The sequence below is a fragment of the Streptomyces sp. NPDC028289 genome (genome assembly GCF_055565975.1).
In genome coordinates this window covers 943,691-965,070 of sequence record NZ_JBVHTI010000004.1, presented here as the reverse complement: position 1 = coordinate 965,070, position 21,380 = coordinate 943,691, and the positions used below count along the sequence as shown (strand labels likewise).

General features: G+C 72.3%; 21 protein-coding genes. 10 read left to right on the top strand and 11 right to left on the bottom strand.

The window, feature by feature from the left end; all coding sequences use genetic code 11:
* Positions 1 to 27 precede the first annotated feature (27 nt).
* The 5 genes from ACZ4UV_RS24385 to xylB form a co-directional block, all read right to left on the bottom strand.
* Complete coding sequence (locus ACZ4UV_RS24385) at positions 28 to 1,041, bottom strand: acetamidase/formamidase family protein (RefSeq protein WP_467840608.1); 1,014 nt, start codon at positions 1,039 to 1,041, stop codon at positions 28 to 30.
* Positions 1,038 to 2,525, bottom strand: a complete 1,488-nt coding sequence (locus tag ACZ4UV_RS24380; protein WP_467840605.1) for an APC family permease — start codon at positions 2,523 to 2,525, stop codon at positions 1,038 to 1,040. The genes ACZ4UV_RS24385 and ACZ4UV_RS24380 overlap by 4 nt, the downstream gene beginning before the upstream one ends.
* A 162-nt stretch (positions 2,526 to 2,687) precedes the next feature.
* Complete coding sequence (locus ACZ4UV_RS24375) at positions 2,688 to 3,179, bottom strand: NUDIX hydrolase (RefSeq protein WP_451017479.1); 492 nt, start codon at positions 3,177 to 3,179, stop codon at positions 2,688 to 2,690.
* Between the two features lie 101 nt (positions 3,180 to 3,280).
* Positions 3,281 to 4,489, bottom strand: coding sequence for an ROK family protein (locus ACZ4UV_RS24370; RefSeq protein WP_451017478.1), 1,209 nt, complete (start codon positions 4,487 to 4,489; stop codon positions 3,281 to 3,283).
* A gap of 54 nt (positions 4,490 to 4,543) precedes the next feature.
* Positions 4,544 to 5,989, bottom strand: coding sequence for a xylulokinase (gene xylB, locus ACZ4UV_RS24365; RefSeq protein WP_390048381.1), 1,446 nt, complete (start codon positions 5,987 to 5,989; stop codon positions 4,544 to 4,546).
* 228 nt (positions 5,990 to 6,217) lie between these two features.
* Here xylB and xylA point away from each other — a divergent pair, with 228 nt between their 5' ends.
* The 3 genes from xylA (at position 6,218) to ACZ4UV_RS24350 (ending at position 8,539) form a co-directional block, all read left to right on the top strand.
* The gene (gene xylA, locus ACZ4UV_RS24360) at positions 6,218 to 7,384 is read left to right on the top strand and encodes a xylose isomerase (RefSeq protein ID WP_390048383.1); all 1,167 of its coding nucleotides are present in this window, start codon (positions 6,218 to 6,220) and stop codon (positions 7,382 to 7,384) included.
* Between the two features lie 478 nt (positions 7,385 to 7,862).
* A complete protein-coding gene (locus ACZ4UV_RS24355; RefSeq protein ID WP_451017476.1) occupies positions 7,863 to 8,135 on the top strand; it encodes a hypothetical protein in 273 nt (90 codons plus the stop codon).
* Between the two features lie 221 nt (positions 8,136 to 8,356).
* Positions 8,357 to 8,539, top strand: a complete 183-nt coding sequence (locus tag ACZ4UV_RS24350) for a hypothetical protein (RefSeq protein ID WP_181809683.1) — start codon at positions 8,357 to 8,359, stop codon at positions 8,537 to 8,539.
* 18 nt (positions 8,540 to 8,557) lie between these two features.
* Here the strand turns inward: ACZ4UV_RS24350 and ACZ4UV_RS24345 are convergent, their stop codons facing one another.
* The 3 genes from ACZ4UV_RS24345 to ACZ4UV_RS24335 all read right to left on the bottom strand — a co-directional run bounded on the left by ACZ4UV_RS24345 (position 8,558) and on the right by ACZ4UV_RS24335 (position 10,662).
* Complete coding sequence (locus tag ACZ4UV_RS24345; protein WP_467840598.1) at positions 8,558 to 9,412, bottom strand: hypothetical protein; 855 nt, start codon at positions 9,410 to 9,412, stop codon at positions 8,558 to 8,560.
* 159 nt (positions 9,413 to 9,571) lie between these two features.
* A complete protein-coding gene (locus ACZ4UV_RS24340) occupies positions 9,572 to 9,877 on the bottom strand; it encodes a hypothetical protein (protein WP_467840595.1) in 306 nt (101 codons plus the stop codon).
* 185 nt (positions 9,878 to 10,062) lie between these two features.
* Entirely contained in the window at positions 10,063 to 10,662 is a 600-nt protein-coding gene (locus tag ACZ4UV_RS24335; RefSeq protein WP_451017473.1) for a class I SAM-dependent methyltransferase, read from the bottom strand.
* Positions 10,663 to 10,812: 150 nt separating this feature from the next.
* Here ACZ4UV_RS24335 and ACZ4UV_RS24330 point away from each other — a divergent pair, with 150 nt between their 5' ends.
* The 5 genes from ACZ4UV_RS24330 (at position 10,813) to ACZ4UV_RS24310 (ending at position 15,805) form a co-directional block, all read left to right on the top strand.
* Entirely contained in the window at positions 10,813 to 11,586 is a 774-nt protein-coding gene (locus tag ACZ4UV_RS24330; RefSeq protein WP_390048393.1) for an MHYT domain-containing protein, read from the top strand.
* Between the two features lie 36 nt (positions 11,587 to 11,622).
* The gene (locus ACZ4UV_RS24325; RefSeq protein WP_467840590.1) at positions 11,623 to 14,145 is read left to right on the top strand and encodes a sensor histidine kinase; all 2,523 of its coding nucleotides are present in this window, start codon (positions 11,623 to 11,625) and stop codon (positions 14,143 to 14,145) included.
* The gene (locus ACZ4UV_RS24320; protein ID WP_350781344.1) at positions 14,142 to 14,579 is read left to right on the top strand and encodes a roadblock/LC7 domain-containing protein; all 438 of its coding nucleotides are present in this window, start codon (positions 14,142 to 14,144) and stop codon (positions 14,577 to 14,579) included. Before ACZ4UV_RS24325 ends, ACZ4UV_RS24320 begins: the two co-directional genes overlap by 4 nt.
* 18 nt (positions 14,580 to 14,597) lie before the next feature.
* Positions 14,598 to 15,011, top strand: coding sequence for a DUF742 domain-containing protein (locus ACZ4UV_RS24315; RefSeq protein WP_390048397.1), 414 nt, complete (start codon positions 14,598 to 14,600; stop codon positions 15,009 to 15,011).
* A 188-nt stretch (positions 15,012 to 15,199) separates the two neighbouring features.
* Positions 15,200 to 15,805 (top strand): GTP-binding protein, encoded by a 606-nt coding sequence (locus ACZ4UV_RS24310; RefSeq protein WP_390048399.1) that lies wholly within the window; start codon positions 15,200 to 15,202, stop codon positions 15,803 to 15,805.
* A 3-nt stretch (positions 15,806 to 15,808) separates the two neighbouring features.
* Here the strand turns inward: ACZ4UV_RS24310 and ACZ4UV_RS24305 are convergent, their stop codons facing one another.
* Positions 15,809 to 16,237 (bottom strand): PPOX class F420-dependent oxidoreductase, encoded by a 429-nt coding sequence (locus ACZ4UV_RS24305; RefSeq protein ID WP_294002205.1) that lies wholly within the window; start codon positions 16,235 to 16,237, stop codon positions 15,809 to 15,811.
* A gap of 95 nt (positions 16,238 to 16,332) precedes the next feature.
* Here ACZ4UV_RS24305 and ACZ4UV_RS24300 point away from each other — a divergent pair, with 95 nt between their 5' ends.
* Positions 16,333 to 16,746: a roadblock/LC7 domain-containing protein gene (locus ACZ4UV_RS24300; RefSeq protein ID WP_351492031.1), complete on the top strand. Its 414-nt coding sequence runs from the start codon at positions 16,333 to 16,335 to the stop codon at positions 16,744 to 16,746.
* A gap of 126 nt (positions 16,747 to 16,872) precedes the next feature.
* A complete protein-coding gene (locus ACZ4UV_RS24295) occupies positions 16,873 to 17,742 on the top strand; it encodes a DUF6397 family protein (RefSeq protein ID WP_451017470.1) in 870 nt (289 codons plus the stop codon).
* A gap of 46 nt (positions 17,743 to 17,788) precedes the next feature.
* Here the strand turns inward: ACZ4UV_RS24295 and ACZ4UV_RS24290 are convergent, their stop codons facing one another.
* Both ACZ4UV_RS24290 and ACZ4UV_RS24285 read right to left on the bottom strand, forming a co-directional pair.
* A complete protein-coding gene (locus ACZ4UV_RS24290) occupies positions 17,789 to 18,655 on the bottom strand; it encodes an acyl-CoA thioesterase (RefSeq protein ID WP_351492027.1) in 867 nt (288 codons plus the stop codon).
* Positions 18,656 to 18,734: 79 nt separating this feature from the next.
* Positions 18,735 to 21,248, bottom strand: a complete 2,514-nt coding sequence (locus ACZ4UV_RS24285) for a DEAD/DEAH box helicase (RefSeq protein ID WP_390048404.1) — start codon at positions 21,246 to 21,248, stop codon at positions 18,735 to 18,737.
* Between the last annotated feature and the right edge of the window lie 132 nt (positions 21,249 to 21,380).

Here is a 21,380-nt window from a genome sequence, read left to right as displayed (position 1 = left end):
CTCGAAGCACGGGGAGCCGAGGGGCGGTCAGCGGCCCAGGGCCGCCGCCGTCTCGCGCAGTCGCGCATGCAGTCCGCGGTAAGTCTCGCGCGCGGGCAGCCACTCCTTGCGGAGCTTGGCCACACACGTGTAGTTGGTGTCGCACACGTTGGCCAACGGCGCTTCCACCGTCTGGGTCGCGTACTGGTACGCGTCGAGTTCGCCGAACCCGTAGTCGCGCACCAGCCACTGCACCAGGTCGAGCTGCGATATCCGGAAGGCGTCCTCCAGCGGACGGGCCGACCCCGTCGAGACGATGTGCGTGTCCGACTCCAGCCGGGGCCACGGCGTCGCGATCCCCTTCAGCAGTTCGACGATCACCACGGTGTTCATCGCGCACTCCACCGCCACCCCGCAGGTCTCGCCCTCGCCCTGCCGGGCGTGCCCGTCGCCGAGGCTGAGCAGCGCTCCCTCGACGTTGACCCCGAGATAGCAGGTGACGCCCGCCCGCATCTCGGGCGTGTCCATGTTTCCGCCGTGCGCGTCCGGCACCAGGGCCGAGCGGACCTCCAGGTTCGCGGGGGCCACCCCGACCGTGCCGTGCATCGGGTCCATCGGCAGCTCCAGCTCGATGCCGCCCTCGTGCGCCCGGAACAGGGCCGTGCGCCGGGCCCGGTCCAGCTGCCAGATCCAGACCGTCTCCGGCAGCGGCGGCTGAAGGGTGGCCGTGGTGTGCGTGGAGGTGAGCGCGCCGAACAGGGGTACCGTCGTCGACGCCGCCCAGTCCCGGGCCGGTTCGATCGACACGAAGTGCACGGCGACGGTGTCGCCCGGCTCCGCGCCCTCGATGTGGAAGGGGCCGGTCTGCGGGTTCAGGAACGGGAACTCGCACACCTCGGAAACCAGGTCCTTCTCCGACCGCACCCGGCCGGCGAAGCAGTCCTCCGTGTACAGGTCGAGGACCGTGCCGGGCGCGATCCGCGCCACCGGCGGCACCCCGCCGAACGTCCAGGCGTAGTCGTCCGGTCCGGGACGGACGGTGAGGATACGGGAGTCGCTCATCGCGGTGGTGCTCCGTTCTGTGCGGCGACGGTGCCAGGGGTGTCCTCTTCGAGGTGGACCCGTGCGGTCTCGGCTATGCGCTCGGGGTGACGCCGGATCAGCACCAGCAGGACGACCACTCCGAGCGCCATCCACACCCCGACCACCGGACCGGCGTACGACACCGGGGCGGTCAGCTTCGTCACGAAGTCGAAGACGGGCAGACCGGCCGCGGTGAGCAGGGCGGGGACGAACGCCACGATGCCCAGCAGCGGGAGGAGCAGGTGCCGTACGGGCTTGAGGGACGGGCGACCGCGACGCAGGAAGTAGCCCGCGCAGGCCAGGTTCACGACGATGTAGACGCCGATGACGACCGTGACGATCACCGTGGCCAGCAGCAGGAACGCGGTCACCGGGTCGTAGCCGAAGCCCAGCCCCAGCACCGCGCCGACCGCCACGACCGTCTGGACCGCGATGCCGGCGACGGGGGAGCGGTACCGGGGGTGGAGCGTGCCGAGGACGCGCGGGAGGACCCGGATGCGGGCCAGCGCGAAGGCCGTTCGCGTGGAGACGTTGGCACAGGCGTTGGCGTTGGCGATCGTGGAGTTCACGACCGCCAGGAACACGAGCACCCAGAAGAGCCCGAAGGAGGCCCGGGCGACTCCCTCCCAGGACGCCTCGCCCGCCGCCCCGAAGGAGGCGAACTTGCCGGGGCCGAAGTACACGCTCATCGCATAGGTCGTCACCACGTAGAACAGGCCGATCCCCACGGCGGCGCCGAGCACCGCGCGGTGCATCGTGCGGCGCGGGTCGCGGGTCTCCTCGGCGAGCGGCGCGGCCGCCTCGAAGCCGGCGAACGCCAGCACGGTGTAGACGGAACCGGCGAAGACCCCGCTGACCCCTCCGTAGCCGTCCGCGGTGTGCGACGTACCGAACACGGAGAGGGTGTTGTGGCCGCCGGCCCGGATGATCAGCCATCCTGCGAAGACGAGGAACACCGCGATCTCGAAGACCCCGAGGACGGTCCCGAAGCGCGCCGAGGCCCGCACCCCCAGATATCCGGCGACGGCGATGACGGCGGCGCCGGCCAGCGCCCACGGCCACCACAGGTCGGCCGGACAGGAGGCCCACTCGTCATGCAGGGTCCCCGCCGCGGTGAACCCGAGCTGGAGCAGCAGCAACGGCGGAACCAGCGCCTCCACGAACACGTAGCCCCAGCCGACCAGGAAGCCCACGGCCGGATGCAGCCCCTGCGCCGCGTATGTGGCCACGGAGCCGGCCGCCGGCAACTCGCGCGCCAGCTCGGCCACGCACGACGCGGTGAACAGGCAGGCCACCAGAGCGATCAACACCGCCAGCGGCAGGCTGCCTCCGGCGAACGCCGCCCCCGCCGGAATGGACGCGGCGACGGCGGCGGCGGGCGCCATCGCCGTGATGCTCTGGAACAGCACCTCCCGCAAGCCCACCGCGTCCCGCCGCAGTCCCGCGGCCGCCTCTCCCGACATACGTCCCCCTGACGTGCGTGTTCCCCTCGTTCCGGCGGATGCCTCGCGTGAATCACGGTACGGCGCTTGCGGGTTGGGCAGAAGAGCGCCTGGGGGATCCGTGGACGGAGCGGCGACTGTGGACAACCGCGCCACTCGGACGGGTGATGGGGAGGGCGAGCCTCACACGGGCTCGCCCTCCCGCAGACAGACGCAGGAACCCGAACTCGCCGCCGAATGGAGCGCGACGAGGGCCGAGAGCGGCGCGACGAGCGGCGTCGACGCCAACTCCCGCAGGGAGAACAGCGCATACCGGTCGTGCTCGTCGCTGAGCCGTACCGCCGTCTCCTCGGGGAGGATCCCGCCGTCGAAGAAGCAGTCCAGGACGGGGCCGGTGCCGTGCACATCGGCCCGATGGTCGATACCGAGCAGCCTGAGCGTCGGACCGAGAACGATGCCGGTCTCCTCCAGGGTCTCCCGCCGGGCCGCGGTCAGGGGATCCTCGCCGTGGTCGAGCATCCCGCCCGGCAGCCACCACTCGCCCGCCACCGGCCGGCCGGGGCCGTAGCGCAACAGCAGGACCCGATCACGTTCGTCCCGTATGAACACGCATGAGGCGATGAGAGCCTGGGGCTGGGTCCTGATCCACTCCTCGCGGGGAACCCACTCGGCCACGCCAACCTCCCGAAGTCCGACGGAACTTCAGGGTGACTCCCCACGACGTGGCCGCCCCGAACCACCGCGCGCGAAGGCGGAGACTTCCGGCCGCGACTCGGTCAGACCCGCTCAGCCACGGTCGCCGGATCGTCCAGGACGGCACGGATCACCGAGTGGGCCGCGCCGAGGAGAGGGCCCTCGGAGCCCAGGCGGGAGACGGAGACCGGGCAGGCCGGGCCCGTTGTGCGGTCGGCCAGTTCCGCTTCCAGGGACGGCAGGAGCCAGGGGGCGAGGCCCGCCAGGGCGCCGCCCAGGACCACGGACTCGGGGTCGAGGAGGTTGACGGCACCGGTCAGGGCGATGCCCAGGGCCGTACCGGCGTCCCGCAGGGCGCGTCGTACGCCCTCGTGGTCCGCGCCCGCCCGCTGCGCGAGCAGCCCTACCGCGTCCTCGCGGGATTCGAGGCCGGCCGCGCGCAGCAGCGCCTCCTCGCCGGCGTACTGCTCCAGGCACCCGCGCCCGCCGCAGGCGCAGCGCGGCCCGTCGGGGTGGACCGGCACATGGCCGAGCTCGCCCGCGAAACCGCGCTTGCCGCGCAGCAGTTGTCCGTCCACCACGACGGCGGCGCCGATACCGATCTCCGCCGACACGTGCAGGAAGTCGCTGGGTGTCGCGTCCCCGAGCCACAGCTCGGCGAGGGCGCCGAAGTTGGCCTCGTTGTCCACCGTCGGCGGGAGGTCGGCGGGCAGCAGCGTGGCCAGGTCCGTGTCGTGCCAGTCCAGGTTCGGGGCGTGGACGACCGTGTGTCCGTCGCGGGCCACCAGACCGGGGACGGCGACCGCGAGACCGGCCGGCCACAGACCGTCCCGTTCCGCGTCCGCCGCGACCCGCCGGACCAGCCCGGTCAGCTCCGCCAGCACCGGGCGCGGATCCCGGCCCCGGTTCGCACCGTGCCGCACGGCACGCGCGCGTACCTCGCCGCGCAGGTCCACCGCGCACACGGCGAGATGGTCGACCCCGACCTCCGCCCCGAGACCGGCCGGTCCGTGCCCGCTCACCGCGAGCGCCGAGCCCGGCCGTCCGACCCGGCTGGGCCGCTCGGGACCCAGCTCCTCCAGCAGCCCCCAGCGGATCAGCTCGTCGACGAGGGTCGACACGGCCGCTCTGGTGAGGCCGATGCGTGAGGCGACCGCGGCCCGCGACAGGGAGCCCTCCGCACTGACCGCGTGCATCACGCGCGCGAGGTTGCGCCGGCGCATGCCCTGCTGGGTGTCCGGCAGGGCACGGCCGGTCGCCGTCGGACGGGCCTCGTGCAGCGGTGCGGTCATGCCTCCATCAATCCTCTGGGACCTTCTGGAACCCTCTCGACAGTCCTCTGCCGATCAGTGGTTCTCCGGCGCCCGCTCCAGCAGCGGGGCCGCGTCGGAGAGTACCCCGGAGATCCTGGACAGCGTCGCGGAGTCCCGCTCCACCGCGTCCAGCACGGGCCCCGCGGCCGTGTTCCAGCGCCGCGCCACCGCCGCCGGGTCCTCACCGGTGAGCAGCCCGGCCGCCTGCGCGGCGGCGCCGAGGGCGACCAGCTCCTTCGCCTCGGGCACCTGCACCGGCCGTCCCGACAGTCGCCGTACCGTCTCCTGCCAGGCCCGGCCCCGGGCGCCGCCGCCGATCAGCAGCAACGGGCTGGTCCGGTCGGCGTCCTCGTCGAGCACCAGGTCCAGGGCGCCGAGCAGCGCGTGCACGGCGCCGTCATAGGCGGCCTGGAGGAGCTGGCCGGCGGTGGTGTCGTGGCGCAGACCGTGCAGCAGCCCGGAGGCGTTCGGCAGGTTCGGGGTGCGCTCGCCGTCCAGGTACGGCAGCAGGGTCACCGAGGTGCCGGGCTCGACGGCCTCGCGGTCCAGGCCGAGGAGCGCCGCGACCCGGTCGACCGCGAGGGTGCAGTTCAGCGTGCAGGCGAGCGGCAGCCAGTCGCCATGCGCGTCGGCGAAGCCCGCGACCGTACCGGTCGGGTCGGCGGGACGGTGCTTCGAGACCGCGTACACCGTCCCCGACGTGCCGAGGCTGAGCACGGGCGTGCCCGGGCGCAGCCCGAGCCCCAGCGCGGCCGCCGCGTTGTCACCGGTGCCGGGCGCCACCAGGGTGCCCTTGGAGAACGGCAGGTCGTGACTGTCGCGCACGGTGCCGGCGACCTCGCCGGGACGGACCACCCGGGGGAGGAACGCCGGGTCCAGGCCCACGTGGGCCAGGGTCTCCTCGTCGTACGCCTCTGTCGCCGACGCCCACCAGCCGGTGCCGGAGGCGTCGCCGCGGTCGGTCGTGCCCTGCCCGGTCAGCCGCTCCGTGAGGTAGTCGTGGGGGAGCCGTACGGCCCTGGTCGCGCGCACCGCCTCCGGTTCGTGCTCCGCGAGCCAGGCCCACTTGGTGACCGTGAACGACGCGCCCGGCACGCTCCCGGTGCGCTCCGCCCAGGCCTTCGGGCCGCCCAGCTCCTCGATCAGCCGCTGGGCCTGCGGCGCCGAACGGACGTCGTTCCAGAGCAGTGCGGGCCGCACCGGCTCGCCGTGCTCGTCCAGTGTGACCAGACCGTGCTGCTGCCCGCCGATCGACACGGCCGCCGCCTCGTGCGCGGCGTCCCCGCACTGGCGCAGCGCCTCGCACAGTGCGTCCCACCACTGGCGCGGATCACTCTCCCGGCCCGCGCCGGTGGTCACGGTGTGCGGTGCCTGGCCGCTCGCCACGACCTCGCCGGTGGACGCGTCGACGACCAGCGCCTTGGTGGACTGGGTGGACGTGTCCACGCCGACGACGAGCGGACCCTCGGCTGCTGACATCGGGCTCTCCCTTTTTCCGCGGCTCGCGGTTTATCTGACCTGCAGTTTTCCCGGCTCGTCGGGGTGTCGCGACCCGGTTTTTCGTCCTTCGGGGACAGGGTGACCCTTCCCAGGGACGCGTCGGCATACTAATTTGTAAACCGCGATGACGAAATAGTCGGCACGACAGTCATCCATCAGTCATCCACCGCAGTCATCGAGCACAGCCCCCGAGCAAGGAGCCGCGGCATGAGCTTCCAGCCCACCCCCGAGGACAGGTTCACCTTCGGCCTGTGGACCGTCGGCTGGCAGGGAAGGGACCCGTTCGGCGACGCCACCCGCCGCGCCCTCGACCCCGTCGAGACGGTCCAGCGCCTGTCCGAACTGGGCGCCCACGGTGTGACGTTCCACGACGACGACCTGATCCCCTTCGGGTCCTCGGACACCGAGCGCGAGTCGCACATCAAGCGCTTCCGGCAGGCCCTCGACGCCACCGGCATGAAGGTGCCGATGGCCACCACCAACCTCTTCACCCACCCGGTCTTCAAGGACGGCGCGTTCACCGCGAACGACCGTGACGTGCGTCGCTACGCGCTGCGCAAGACCATCCGCAACATCGACCTGGCCGTCGAGCTGGGCGCCGAGACGTACGTCGCCTGGGGCGGCCGGGAGGGCGCCGAGTCAGGCGCCGCCAAGGACGTCCGGGTCGCCCTCGACCGCATGAAGGAGGCCTTCGACCTCCTCGGCGAGTACGTCACCTCCCAGGGCTACGACCTGCGCTTCGCCATCGAGCCCAAGCCGAACGAGCCACGCGGCGACATCCTGCTCCCCACCGTCGGCCACGCCCTCGCCTTCATCGAGCGCCTGGAGCGCCCCGAGCTGTACGGCGTGAACCCCGAGGTCGGCCACGAGCAGATGGCCGGCCTGAACTTCCCGCACGGCATCGCACAGGCCCTGTGGGCGGGCAAGCTCTTCCACATCGACCTCAACGGCCAGTCCGGCATCAAGTACGACCAGGACCTGCGCTTCGGCGCCGGTGACCTGCGCGCCGCCTTCTGGCTGGTCGACCTCCTGGAGAGCGCCGGCTACGCGGGCCCGAAGCACTTCGACTTCAAGCCGCCGCGGACCGAGGACCTCGACGGCGTGTGGGCGTCGGCCGCCGGCTGCATGCGCAACTACCTGATCCTCAAGGAGCGCGCCGCCGCCTTCCGCGCGGACCCGGAGGTCCAGGAGGCCCTGCGCGCCTCCCGTCTGGACCAGCTGGCCCAGCCGACCGCTGCGGACGGCCTCCAAGCCCTCCTCGCCGACCGCACGGCCTTCGAGGAGTTCGACGCGGACGCGACCGCCGCACGCGGAATGGCCTTCGAGCAGCTCGACCAGCTGGCGATGGACCACCTGCTGGGCGCGCGGGGCTGATCACGCACGCGCGCGTGAAGGCCGCTTTCGCAGCGACGCCCTCACGCGCGCGTGTCGTCCTCTGTGCCCGGATTTCGCGCCCGCACGGCCGGTTCGTACCGGAAATGCTCCGGAATCGTGCGGTCCACGGCATGAGTCGGTGCCAACTCCCGCGCCGGGCTCGCGCGATGACCGGAACGCGGTGACTCTGGGCGGTATGGCCACGCCGCCCGTACCGCCACGACCGCCCGGCCCGCCACACGGCACTCCGCCGCCCGGCGGAGGCTACGACCCGCCTCCGCACGGGGGTTACGGCCCGCCTCCGCACGGGGGTTACGGCCCGCCTCCGCACGGGGGTTATCGCCCGCCTCCGTACGAAGGCTCCGCACCGCCCCCGCACAGCGGCTTCGGCGCCCCGCCCGGCGACCAGGAGCCGCCCACCGCCGTCGGGTGGACGCCACCACGCCCACCGGAGCCGCCCCGCCGGCGCAGGGGCCCGTTGCTCGCCGTTCTGGCCCTGCTGGTGGCCGCGGTGGCCGTCGCCGCCGTCGTCCTGATGGTGTCCGGCGGCGACGGCTCGACCGACCGGAAACCCGGCGCGAGCAGCCCGAGCCCCTCCGGCCCGGCCCGCCCTTCGCTCGGCCTCCCGACCGAGCTGCCCAGCAGCCTGCCGTCGGGCCTGCCGAGCGCACTCCCTTCGCAATGGTCCTCGGAGCTGCCCAGCGAGCTGCCGAGCGGCCTCGACTCACTGCTGCCCTCACTGCTGGGGTAGCGAGTCGTCCCCGGAGGTCCGGCACGGCAGGCGACCGGGAGTGGTTACGCTGAGAGGGGGCTGCTTCACAATCTGTTCGAGCCGGTACGCCGGGGGCCGGTATCGGGGGCCAGTAGGGGGAGCTCGTCAGGGATGTCTCAGGGTCGTGGTCCGGAACCGCGGGAGCCGCGGGCCCGTTTTCAGATCAGAGAGCGGCAAGGGCCGCGAAGGAGGCGACGCTGATGTCGAAGAACGCGAAGATCGCCGCAGGAGGTGTGGCGGTCGGGCTCATCCTGCTGATATGGCTGCCCTGGTGGGTGACGTTCCTGATCGTGGTGGGCGTCCCGGTGGCCGCGTACCTCACCCTCGACCCCTCGCAGCGGCGCAGGCTGCGCAGGGTCACACGCAAGGAGATCGGCCGCTGAGCCACCGGCCCGGGAGGCTCACAGGGGCCGTACGGCCACCTTGTCGAGGGCTTCCAGGAGGCCGGGGAGCTCGGGCCCCCGGCCGACCGGGAGGACTTCGCCGGGTTCCTCGTCGAGGAGCACGAAGGCGATGTCGTCGGTCCGGGCCACGAGCGACCAGCCGGGCCCGTCGGCGCGCAGGGTGCGGGCGTCGCCCGGGGCGAACGAGGAGCGCACCCGGCCCAGCGGCGGAGGCGTGTCCACGTAGGCCCACGCCTCGGCCAGGACCCGCCGGACCCCGGCATGACCCTTCGGGGCCTCCGGGGCCGCCTCGGCGTCCTGCGGAGCCTCCTGGGGGGTTTCTGAGGCCACGGCGCCCGCCGCCGGTGCCGGGAAGTGGTCGTCGCTGATCTGTTCCCGCCAGATCGCCCACTGCAGCGCGATCTCGTCGGCGCCCAGCCGCCGCTGCGCCGGACCCCAGGTGCTGGTGTCCGGCGGGGCCAGCGGTGCCTGGTCCGCCACCTCCGGGCCGGGGTCGTGCGGCGCGGGGACGTCGGGAGCCGCCACGGCGACCGCCAGCGGCCAGCCGGGCAGGGCGGCGACCACCGTGCGCTCGTCGGGCGACAGGTCGTACTCCATGCCGCAGTCCCAGGACGCGATCGCGACGGCGACCAGCGAAACGTCGTCGATCACGACCGTCCAGCGCGCTCCTTCGCCGTCCTGGCCGAGCACCAGACCGTACCCGTCGGCGCGCGGTGCCAGCCCCAGCGCCGCACACGCCTGCGGATAGTCGTCGCCCAGCACACTCGGAAACTTCGCCGGCGTCAGCAGCACCGCCGTGAGCACGTACAGTGCTTCGTCCGCGGCGACGGCCTCCTCATCAGTCCCGGCCATCCCTGCCTCCCCAGTGGTTCGTCCAACGGCGCGCACCCTAGTGCGACCGGAAGGCCGTTGTCACGACCGGCCTCCACACCTAGCTGCAGGTTTCCACCGGGACGGGACGAAACGACCTCGCGAGCACGGAAGAGCCACGACCTCGGCGGTACCCAAGGGTCAGGCCACCGGCAGCCCGAGGAGGTCCCGCGCCACCGTCGCCGGCGACTCGTCGCGCTCGCGGGCCAGGGCGACCACGGCCCGGCACGCCAACTCGCTCACCCCGAACGACAGCGCCTCCGGCGACACCCAGCCCGCCGCTTCCTCGATCCGGTCCTGGTCGTCCTCCGTCCGGGCCGTGACATAGGCGGCCGCGGCCTCGAACAAGTTGTGCGCGCGACCCTCACGGTTCGCACGCCGTTCCGGCACCGCTCCGCCGCCGGCGCCGCGTCCTCTGCCTACGTACCTGCGGATCCGGTCGAACACGCGGGTCTCCTTCCCCTGTCGGCTCTCGCCTGCGAACGACTGCCCTTCTCCGTCGAACGTAGGGTTGAAGCTCCGGCAACAGAAGAGGGCGTGGCGAAGAGGGATCAGCCCCGACGCCTGAGCCGGGGTGCCGGGCACAACGTCATGTTCGGCCGTCCCGCCGCCTTCGCCGCGGCGGTCACCGGCTAGCGTCCGCGGACCGCCAGTGCCAGGAACCGGGCGTCCTCGTCCACGTACGACGTCATGTGCCAGCCCGAACCGGCCAGCAACGGGTCGAGGTTGGCCTCGGCGCGCAGGTCGTCCGGCGTGATCTGCCGTCCCTGGCGCGCGGCCAGGGCGGACCGGCCGATCGGGTGGAACAGGGCGAGGGTGCCGCCGGGGCGGACCGCGCGCGCCAACTCCCGCAGGTTCTCCGCCGGACGGGGCAGATGGGCGATCAGGCCCGCGGCGAAGACGGCGTCGAGGGACTCCGACCGCACCGGCAGCGCGGCGACGTCGGCGAGCAGCAACTGCCCGTCACGTTCGCGGCCGGCCCGCCGGGCGGCGTGGAGCATCGCCGGCGTGAGGTCCGTTGCGAGGACCACGCCGGTGGGCCCCACGGCCCGCCGAAGCGGCGGCAGGGCGCGCCCGGTGCCGCACCCCGCGTCGAGGACCCGGTCACCCGGGCGCAGCCCCAGCTGGGTGACCGCGGCCGCGTACGCGGGACCGTCGTCGGGGAACCTGCTGTCCCAGTCGGCCGCCCGTGCGGTGAAGAACTCCCGGACATGTGTGTGGTCGTCGCTCATGGTCTGCATGATCCCTCACCGTCACGGATGACGACCCTGCGCGCATGTTCGAGCGGGACGCGATCGTTCCGGCACATCTCTGAGTCATATTGCGGCACCTTTCGAAATGCGCCCCCTTTGTGCGCCCGTGCCCCCTAGCGTCCCTGGGCCATGGGACATCTGCACCACGCCACCTTCGGCTGGCTGACCCCCGTGCTGTCGTACGCCATGGCCTGCATAGGCGCCGCACTGGGGCTGCGCTGCACCGTCCGCGCGCTCGGCAGCACCGGCCGTTCGCGCCGCAACTGGCTGCTCACCGCGGCCTCCGCGCTCGGCACCGGCATCTGGACCATGCACTTCGTGGCCATGCTCGGCTTCAGCGTCAGCGGCACCGACATCCGCTACGACGTACCGCTGACCATCCTCAGCCTGCTCGTCGCCGTGGCCGTCGTCAGCGCCGGCGTCTTCGCCGTCGGCTACAGCCGCGACCGCAACCGGGCACTCCTGCTCGGCGGACTCACCACCGGGCTGGGCGTCGCCAGCATGCACTACCTCGGCATGGCGGCCGTCCGGCTGCACGGCGCCGTGCGCTACGACCCGATGCTCGTCGGGCTCTCCGTCCTCATCGCCGTGGTCGCCGCGACCGCGGCCCTGTGGGCGGCGCTCAACATCAGGTCGCCCGTCGCGGTCACCGTCGCCTCCCTGGTCATGGGAGCGGCCGTCAGCAGCATGCACTACACCGGCATGTTCGCCGTCAGCGTGCACGTCACGCCGTCCGGCAGCCCCCTGCCCGGGGCCACGGCGATGCAGTTCATCTTCCCCCTCGCCGTCGGCCTCGGGTCCTACCTGTTCCTCACCTCGGCCTTCGTCGCGCTCTCGCCCACGGCCGGGGAACGCGAGGCGTCCGCCTCGGCCCAGCGGCCCGTCGCGGGCGCCGCGCGCTGACCCGGTGCCGCCCCACCTTTCCTGAGCGAGGAGGCCATGCGTACATCCCGTAGGACCCCGACAGCAGGCCCGGAGACACCGTCACCGCGGCCGGTGCGCGGCCGTCGCGCGCACGCCGGACCACCCGCCGACGAACAGGTCGACGACCTTGGTGGCACCGCTGCGGACAACGCGGCCACCCGGCCCGGCGGCTGGCGGATCCGCCCACGGACCGTGCGGGCGAAGGTCGTCTGCCTGCTCATGGTGCCGGTGATGTCCCTGCTCGCCCTGTGGGCGTACGCCACGGTCACCACGGCACAGGACGTCGCCCGGCTGCGCCAGTCCCAGCACGTCGACGCCGCGCTGCGCACCCCGGTGGCCACCGCCGTCGCCGCGCTCCAGGCCGAACGGGCCGCGGCGGTCCGCTACGCGACCGACCCCGGCGCCGAACAGGCCGCAGACCTCAGGAAGCTGGGCACCGACACCGACCAGGCCGTCTCGGTACTACGGCTCGGCAAGGACAGCACCGTCGCCGACGGCGAGGAACTGCCCTCGGGCGTCGCCCAGCGCCTGAAGGCCTTCGTCACCGGCGCCGAGCAGTTGCGCACCCTGCGGCGCGCGGTGCAGAACCGAGGCGCCGGCTGGGACGCGGTCTACAGGCAGTACACCCAGGCCATCGCCTCGGCCTTCGGCGTGGACGGCGCCCTCACCGGCGTCCAGGCCGACGACATGGGCTCCGACGCGCGCGTGCTCCTCGAGTTCTCCCGGGCGGGCGAGGCGCTGGCCCAGGAGGACGCGGTCCTCGGCGGTGCCCGGCTGGCCGGCGGCCTCGACGGCGAGCGGCTGCGGCTGTTCACCGGCGCCGTGGACACCCGCCGGATCCTCACCGACGCGGCCGTCGCCGATCTGCCCGCTGTCCAGCGCACCGCCTGGCATCGGCTCGCCGACGGCGACGACTACACCGCGCTGGGCGCCGCCGAGGACAGGATCCTCGCGAGCTCACCCGGAGCCAAAGCGGTCGGCGCGGCCCCCGAAGCCACTTGGAACACCGCGCACGCGCGCGTGCAGGACGGCATGTGGAGCATCCAGGCCGGTACGGCACGCGCGGTGGCGGGCCGGGCCGACCCGTTCGCGCGCGGCCTGCTCACCCCGGCCGGCGCCGCCGTCCTGTTCGGTCTGCTCGCCGTGGTCGCCTCGCTCGTGATCTCCGTACGCATCGGACGCGGCCTCGTCGTCGAGCTGGTGAGCCTGCGCAACAGTGCCCTGGAAATCGCCCGCCGCAAACTCCCCGAGGCGATGCGCAGACTGCGGGCCGGCGAGGAGATCGACGTCCGTGCCGAGGCGCCCCCCGGGCCGCCCGCGGAGGACGAGACCGGACAGGTCGCCGAGGCCCTCGGTACCGTGCACCGCGCCGCCCTGCGCGCCGCCGTGGAACGCGCCGAACTCGCCAGCGGCATCTCGGGGGTCTTCGTCAACCTCGCCCGCCGCAGCCAGATCCTGGTCCACCGGCAGCTGAGTCTGCTGGACAGCATGGAACGCCGCTCCGACGACCCCAGCGAACTGAGCGATCTCTTCCGCCTCGACCACCTCACCACCCGAATGCGCCGGCACGCGGAGAGCCTGATCATCCTCTCCGGTGCCGCCCCGGGCCGGGCCTGGCGGATGCCCGTGTCCCTGATCAACGTGGTAAGGGCCGCCGTCTCCGAGGTCGAGGACTACGCGCGGGTGGAGGTGCGACAGCTCCCCGAGGCGTCCGTCGTCGGCGCGGCCGTCGCCGACCTCACGCATCTGCTCGCCGAGGTCGTGGAGAACGCCGCGCAGTTCTCGCCGCCGCACACGCGCGTGCGCGTGACGGGCGAGCCCGTCGGCAACGGCTACGCCCTGGAGGTCGAGGACCGCGGGCTCGGCATGGGCCAGGAGACCCTCGCCGAGGCCAACCGGCGCATCGAGCAGTCCGAGGCCCTCGACCTGTTCGACAGCGACCGGCTCGGGCTCTTCGTGGTCAGCAGGCTCGCGGCCCGCCACGGCATCAAGGTGCATCTGCGCACGTCACCGTATGGCGGCACCACCGCGGTGGTCCTGCTGCCGAAGGCCCTGCTGCACGGTGGCCAGGCGGAGCGTCCCGCCCGCCCGGCGGCCGACACCGAGCAGGCACCGGAACGCGCCTACGCGCGCGTACCCGGCACCGCCCTCCCGGAGCCCGCCCCCGTCGGCCGGCCCGCCCTCGCCGCCACCCACACCTCACCGCGCCCCGCGCCCGAACCGCCGCCCCCCGGAGTCACCACCTTGAGGCCGCACCGCCCACCGCGCGACTCCGATCACTCCGATAACTCCGATCATTCCGACGACGACCTGCCACGCCGGGTGCGGCAGGCGAGCCTCGCCCCCCAACTGCGTGATCCCCGCGCCGAGGAACCCGCGCCCGCCCGTGGCCGGGACGAGCGCACCCCCGAACTCGTCCGCGACCGCATGGCCGCCTACCGCGACGGCTGGGCGCGCGGCGGCGGCAGACGACCCGGCCGCGGCGCCGCCCCGGAACCCGAATCGGGCACCGACCGCACCGAAGGAGACCGCTCATGATCCAGGACCCGAGCACGAGGGCAGACCGGCGCTCCGGCGAACTCGACTGGCTGCTGGACGACCTGGTGCTGCGCGTCACCGAGGTACGGCACGCCGTCGTGCTGTCCAACGACGGCCTCGCCGTCGGCGCCTCGACCGGCCTCAAACGCGAGGACGCCGAGCACCTCGCTGCCGTGGCCTCCGGTTTCAACAGCCTCGCCAAGGGGGCCGGACGGCACTTCGGGGCGGGCGGGGTGCGCCAGACCATGGTCGAGATGGACGATGCCTTCCTCTTCGTGGCCGCCGCGGGCGACGGCTCCTGCCTCGCCCTGCTCACCGACGTGACCGCCGACATCGGCCTGGTCGCCTACGAGATGGCCCGCCTGGTCAAGCGCGTCGGCGAGCACCTCTACACCGCGCCGCGCGTCGCCGCCAGGCCGCCCGCCGCCGGCTGAGCCGGAAGACCGCCACCGATGACCGAGTACATGACCGACACCCCGCACGAGCCGGGCAGCCAGTGGTACGACGGCGAGGCCGGGCCCCTGGTCCGCCCCTACGCCATGACCGGGGGCCGCACCGAACCCGGCCCCGCCGGCGTGAAGTTCGACCTGATCGCCCTGGTCACGCTCGACCCGGGCAGGTCCGGCGCCGACGACGACACCCCGCTCGGCCCCGAACACCGCGCGCTGGTCGACCTGTGCCGGCTGGAGACGCAGTCCGTCGCCGAACTCGCCGCCGGTGCCGACCTCCCCGTCGGCGTGGTCCGGGTGCTCCTGGGCGACCTGCTGGAAATGGGCCGCGTCACGGTGAGCCGCCCGGTGCCACCCGCCCAGCTTCCCGACGAGCGGATTCTGCGCGAGGTCATCGAGGGATTGCGGGCACTGTAGATGAGCATCCGGAACCAACCGGGCCCGAGCCGGTCAGAACAGACGCGTTCCGGTCCAAACGCCCGCGACGGAACCGCAGTTGCCATGATGCTGGCTTCGCGTCGTCCCCTGCCGCTCCGCCGCTGTCCCGACGTCCGCCGCAGCAGGTCCTCCAGGCACTCCCGCAGGCCCTCCCGAGAGAAGTGATCATGGTCTCCGAGCACCCCGAGTCCACCACCGACGACACGTCGGCCATGGCGCTCAAGATACTGGTCGCCGGCGGCTTCGGCGTCGGAAAGACGACCCTGGTCGGCGCCGTCAGCGAGATCCGGCCCCTGCGCACCGAGGAGATGCTCAGCGAAGCGGGCCAACTGGTGGACGACACGGACGGCGTGGACCAGAAGGTCACCACCACCGTCGCCATGGACTTCGGACGTATCACCATCCGCTCCGGCCTCTCCCTGTACCTCTTCGGCACCCCCGGCCAGGACCGCTTCTGGTTCCTCTGGGACGAACTGTCGCAAGGAGCGCTCGGTGCCGTCGTCCTCGCCGACACCCGCCGCCTGGAGGACTGCTTCCCGGCAGTCGACTACTTCGAGCACCGGCACATCCCGTTCGTCGTCGCCGTCAACTGCTTCGCCGGCGCCCGCTCCTACGGTGCCCACGACGTCTCCCGCGCCCTCGACCTGGACCAGGGCACGCCCGTGGTCCTGTGCGACGCCCGCGACCGGGACTCCGGCAAGGAGGTGCTGATCCGGCTCGTCGAGTACGCCGGGCGGATGCACACCGCCCGGCTCCTCGACTCGGTGGGCTGAGCCTCAGCCCGTCAGGTCCTTGAGCGCCACCACCTTCTCCACGGTGACCCGGACCAGCAGTTCGCCCGGGACGCCGTTGCGGGCACCGAACTCCTCCGCGCGCTCCGCTCCCATGTAACGAGCCGCGATCCGGGTGGCCGAATCACGCAGTTCGCCCAGGTCCTCCGACAGCCGGGCGCGCCCGTTCAGCACCACGAAGTGGAAGGGGGGCCGGTCGTCGTCCACACAGAGGGCGACACGCCCGTCACGGGCGATATTGCGCCCTTTCACCGTGTCCTTGCCGGTGTTGAAGACCAGCTCGTCACCGTCGAGCAGGAACCAGATGGGGGCCACATGAGGGCTGCCGTCTGCGTTGACGGTGGACAGTTTGCCGGTGCGGGTGCCGTGCGAGACGAACGCCCGCCATTCCTCGTCGGTCATCTTCTCTGCCATGCCCCCATCCTCCTTGCCCGGACGCCGGTGGTGGGGAAGGCTGGCGGGGAGATCCTCCAGCCAGGGGGAGACGGCACACGGGGAGACGCGACGACATGGCGCAGAACCAGGGACTCGGCTGGCTGCTCGACGACCTGACCGAGCGCGTGGAGCACGTACGGCACGCGCTGGTCCTGTCGAACGACGGGCTGGTCACGGGAGCGAGCACCGGCCTCCGCCGGGAGGACGCGGAGCATCTGGCCGCCGTCGCCTCCGGGTTGCACAGCCTTGCCAAGGGCTCCGGACGGCACTTCGGGGCCGGCCAGGTCCGCCAGACGATGATCGAGTACGACGAGGCGGTCCTGTTCGTCACCGCGGCCGGAACCGGCAGCTGCCTGTGCGTGCTCAGCGGTGCCGAGGCCGACATCGGTCAGATCGCCTACGAGATGACCCTGCTGGTCAACCGCGTCGGCGAGCACCTCGCAGTGGACGCCCGGCAACCGGAACGCTCCTCCGCGATGGAGCTCTGACCAGCGGATTCACCCCCGCCCTGGAGTTATCCACAGGCCCGCCACGGGTCTCGCCGAACCGGCTACGGTTTTTTGCACGGCTAGCGCACCCGGCGCCAGCCACCCGCTCCACGGGGGAGAACGACCATGTCCGGTACCACTCTTGCCCACAACCGCCCGCCCACCTGTGCACCGAGCCGCGCCGCCCGCGAACTGGGGCTCAAGCGGGGTGAGTTCGACCTCGCGGTGCACCTCGGACGGATCCGCACCGTGCCCGACGAGGGAGGCGGTGGAGGCCGGCGGGTGCCACGGACCGAGATCGACCGGCTCCGGGGCCGATCCGCATCCCTCAGCGAGAGCGTGCGGGTCGTGGGGACGACCGAGGCCGCGGCCCTGATGGGGATCCCGGCGGGCAGGTTCACCCGCGTCGCGAAACTCGGCCTTGTGACCCCGGTGAAGTGGTACCCCAATCGCTACCGGGCCGTGGTCTGGCTCTACCTCGCGGAGGAGCTGCGGCGGTTCGCGGCCGAGGAGAAGAACACGCGGCTGCTGACGGGCCGTACGCCCGCGGAACTGAGCGACCGGCTGAGGGGCGGCGCGGACCAGCGGGCCCGGAACTGGCGCGGACGCCACTGCGGCTTCCTGCTGAGGCAGGCGGACGGACCGTGGGAGCGGGCCGGGGTGGTGGCCGGTTTCCTGGACCCCGGTGAGATCGACGACGTGCTCACCGACCCGCACGAGCGCGCCCACGTGACGGCCCTGCGGCCGGCCCCGCCCGCGCACGGCGCACCGGGTTCGCCGGCCGCGCAGCTCGCCGAGGACATCATGACGGCGGCCGACCCGGACGAGATCGACTGGTTCAGGCACGACCTGGCACGGGAAGCGGCGCAGGCCCGCGCACACCGGCCGGCACCCCGCCCGGCCGTACCGTCCAGGCACCCTGCGCCCGACCGGCCGGCACCCGCCCGAGGCCTGCGCGGCTGGCTGCTCCGCAGAAGCACGCGGCCCGTCCGGTGACCGGCGGCCCGGACCGCGCCCGCGCCGGCATCCGCTTCCGCCTCCGTCAGAGCGCGCGGAACAGCCCCTCCTGGACGACCGACACCAGCAGCCGTCCTTCGAGGTCGTAGACCCGCCCGCGGGCCAGGCCCAGGCCGCCCGTGGCGATGGGGGACTCCTGCTCGTAGAGGAACCACTCGTCCGCGCGGAACGGCCGGTGGAACCACATGGCGTGGTCGAGCGAGGCGATGTCGAAGTTCCGCGGCCCCCACAGCGGTTCGACGGGGACGCGGACAGCGTCCAGGAGCGTCATGTCGCTGGCGTAGGTCAGCGCGCAGGTGTGCACCAGCGGATCGTCGCCCAGTGGGCCGACCGCGCGCATCCACACGGCGCTGCGCGGCTCGGTGCCGGTTATCTCCTCCGGGTGCCAGCGCAGCCGGTCGACGTAGCGGATGTCGAAGGGCTGGCGGCGCGCCATCCGCTCCAGCTGCTCCGGCAGCTCGCCCAGATGCTTGCGGATCTCCTCCGCGAGCGTCGGCAGCGACTCCGGGTGCGGCACCTCGCGGAACTGCGGCAGCTGGTGCTCGAAAGCTCCCACCTCAGGCTCGTGGAAGGAGGCGGTCAGATTGAAGATCGTGCGGCCCTGCTGCACGGCGGTGACCCGGCGCGTCGTGAACGACCGCCCGTCGCGGACCCGCTCGACCTGGTACACGATCGGAACGCCAGGCCGGCCCGGGCGCAGGAAGTACGCGTGCAGCGAGTGGACAGGGCGGTCGCCCTCCACGGTGCGGCTGGCGGCGACCAGCGCCTGGCCCGCCACCTGGCCGCCGAAGACCCGCTGGAGGGACTCCTGGGGGCTGCGGCCACGGAAGATGTTGACCTCGATCTGCTCCAGGTCGAGCAGGTCGACCAGTCTCTCGGCCGGGTTGGTCATCGGTTGGATTCTCCTGTGCTGGGACCTGTGCGCGGATCTGTGCGCGGATCTGTGCGTGAAGCTGTTCCGGGGCTCGTGCTCAGAGCTGGCCGACATCGGTGACGCGGACGACCGCGCGGCCCTCGGCGTCGGAGGCCGTCAGGTCGATCTCCGCGCTGATGCCCCAGTCGTGGTCGTCGTTGGGGTCGTCGAAGATCTGCCGGACCCGCCACAGCCCGTTCTGCGGTTCCTCCCGGATCACGAGAAGCTTGGGACCGCGGGCGTCGGGGCCGGTGCCCAGGTCCTCGTACTCGTCCCAGTACTTGTCCATCGCCTCGCCCCAGGCATCGGCGTCCCAGCCGGAGTCCGCGTCCATCTCGCCCAGTTCGTCGACCTTGTCGAGGGCGGCGAGCTCCACCCGGCGGAACATCGCGTTGCGCACCAGGACCCGGAAGGCGCGTGCGTTGGCGGTGACCGGCTTGACCTCGTCGGCCTTCTCCTGGGCCTCCTCGGCGGTCATCTCCTCCGGGTTGGCGAGCTGTTCCCACTCGTCCAGCAGACTGGAGTCGACCTGGCGGACCATCTCGCCCAGCCACTCGATCAGGTCCTGCAGGTCCTCGGACTTCAGGTCGTCCGGGATGTTGTGGTCGAGGGCCTTGTAGGCGCTCGCGAGGTAGCGGAGCACGATGCCCTCGGTGCGGGCCAGCTCGTAGACCGACACCAACTCCGTGAAGGTCAGCGCCCGTTCGTACATGTCCCGGATGACCGACTTCGGCGACAGCGGGTGGTCGCCGACCCAGGGGTGGCTCTTGCGGTACGTGTTGTACGCGTGGAAGAGCAGCTCCTCCAGGGGCTTCGGGTAGGTGATGTCCTGGAGGCGCTCCATGCGCTCCTCGTACTCGACGCCGTCCGCCTTCATCGCGGCGACGGCCTCACCCTTCGCCTTGTTCATCTGGGCGGCCAGGATCTGGCGCGGGTCGTCCAGGGTGGACTCGACGACGGACACCATGTCGAGGGCGTAGGACGGCGATTCGGGGTCGAGGAGTTCGAACGCGGCCAGGGCGAAGGTCGACAGCGGCTGGTTGAGCGCGAAGTCCTGCTGGAGGTCGACGGTGAGGCGGACGATACGGCCGGTGGCGTCGGGCTCGTCGAGCTTCTCGACGATGCCGCCGTCGAGCAGCGAGCGGTAGATGGCGATCGCCCGGCGGATGTGCCGCAACTGCTGCTTGCGCGGCTCGTGGTTGTCCTCCAGGAGGTGGCGCATCGCATCGAAGGCGTTGCCCGGGCGGGCGATCACCGACAGCAGCATCGTGTGCGTCACCCGGAACCGCGACGTCAGCGGCTCCGGCTCGGACGCGATCAGCTTCTCGAAGGTGTTCTCCGTCCAGCCGACGAAGCCCTCCGGCGCCTTCTTGCGCACCACCTTGCGCCGCTTCTTCGGGTCGTCGCCCGCCTTCGCCAGCGCCTTCTCGTTCTCGATGACATGCTCGGGCGCCTGCGCGACCACCAGCCCCGCCGTGTCGAAGCCGGCCCGGCCGGCGCGGCCGGCGATCTGGTGGAACTCACGGGCGCGCAGGGTGCGCACCCGGTTGCCGTCGTACTTGGTGAGGGCGGTGAACAGCACCGTGCGGATGGGCACGTTGACGCCCACGCCCAGGGTGTCGGTGCCGCAGATGACCTTCAGCAGACCGGCCTGGGCGAGCTTCTCCACCAGGCGCCGGTACTTGGGGAGCATGCCGGCGTGGTGCACGCCGATGCCGTGCCGGACGTAACGGGAGAGGTTCTGGCCGAACTTGGTGGTGAAGCGGAAGTTGCCGATCAGCTCGGCGATCTGCTCCTTCTCCTCCTTCGAGCACATGTTGATGCTCATCAGCGCCTGCGCCCGCTCCACCGCCTGTGCCTGCGTGAAGTGCACGATGTACACCGGCGCCTGCCTGCTCTCCAGGAGCTCGGTGAGCGTCTCGGTCATCGGGGTGAGCTGGTACTCGTAGGAGAGCGGCACCGGGCGGGTCGCCGAGCGGACCACCGCGGTGGGGCGGCCGGTGCGGCGGGTCAGGTCCTTCTCGAAGAAGGAGACGTCGCCGAGGGTCGCCGACATGAGGATGAACTGCGCCTGGGGCAGTTCGAGGAGCGGGATCTGCCAGGCCCAGCCGCGGTCGCCCTCGGCGTAGAAGTGGAACTCGTCCATGACGACCTGGCCGACATCGGCCTGCTTGCCGTCGCGCAGCGCGATGGAGGCGAGGACCTCGGCGGTGCAGCAGATGACGGGCGCGTCGGAGTTCACGGAGGCGTCGCCGGTGAGCATGCCGACGTTCTCGGTGCCGAAGAGCTTGCACAGCTCGAAGAACTTCTCCGACACCAGCGCCTTGATCGGGGCCGTGTAGAAGGTGACCTCGTCCCGGGCCAGCGCGGCGAAGTGCGCGCCCGCGGCGATCATGCTCTTGCCGGAGCCGGTCGGCGTCGACACGATCACGTTCGCCCCGGAGACCGCCTCGATGAGCGCCTCCTCCTGGTGGGGGTAGAGCGTGAGACCGCGCTCCTGGGCCCACGCCTCGAAGGCTTCGTACAGGGCGTCGGGGTCGGCGGTCGGCGGCAGCTGATCGATGAGGGTCACGCCCCCATCTTGCCTGGCCCACCCGCCGAGGGGGGAATCGGCTTCGAGGACGAAGATCATGGCCGCTACGCTGTGTCGCCGACGGAGCGTCAACGCACCCGGTCAACTGGACAGCGGTACACGAGGAATGGG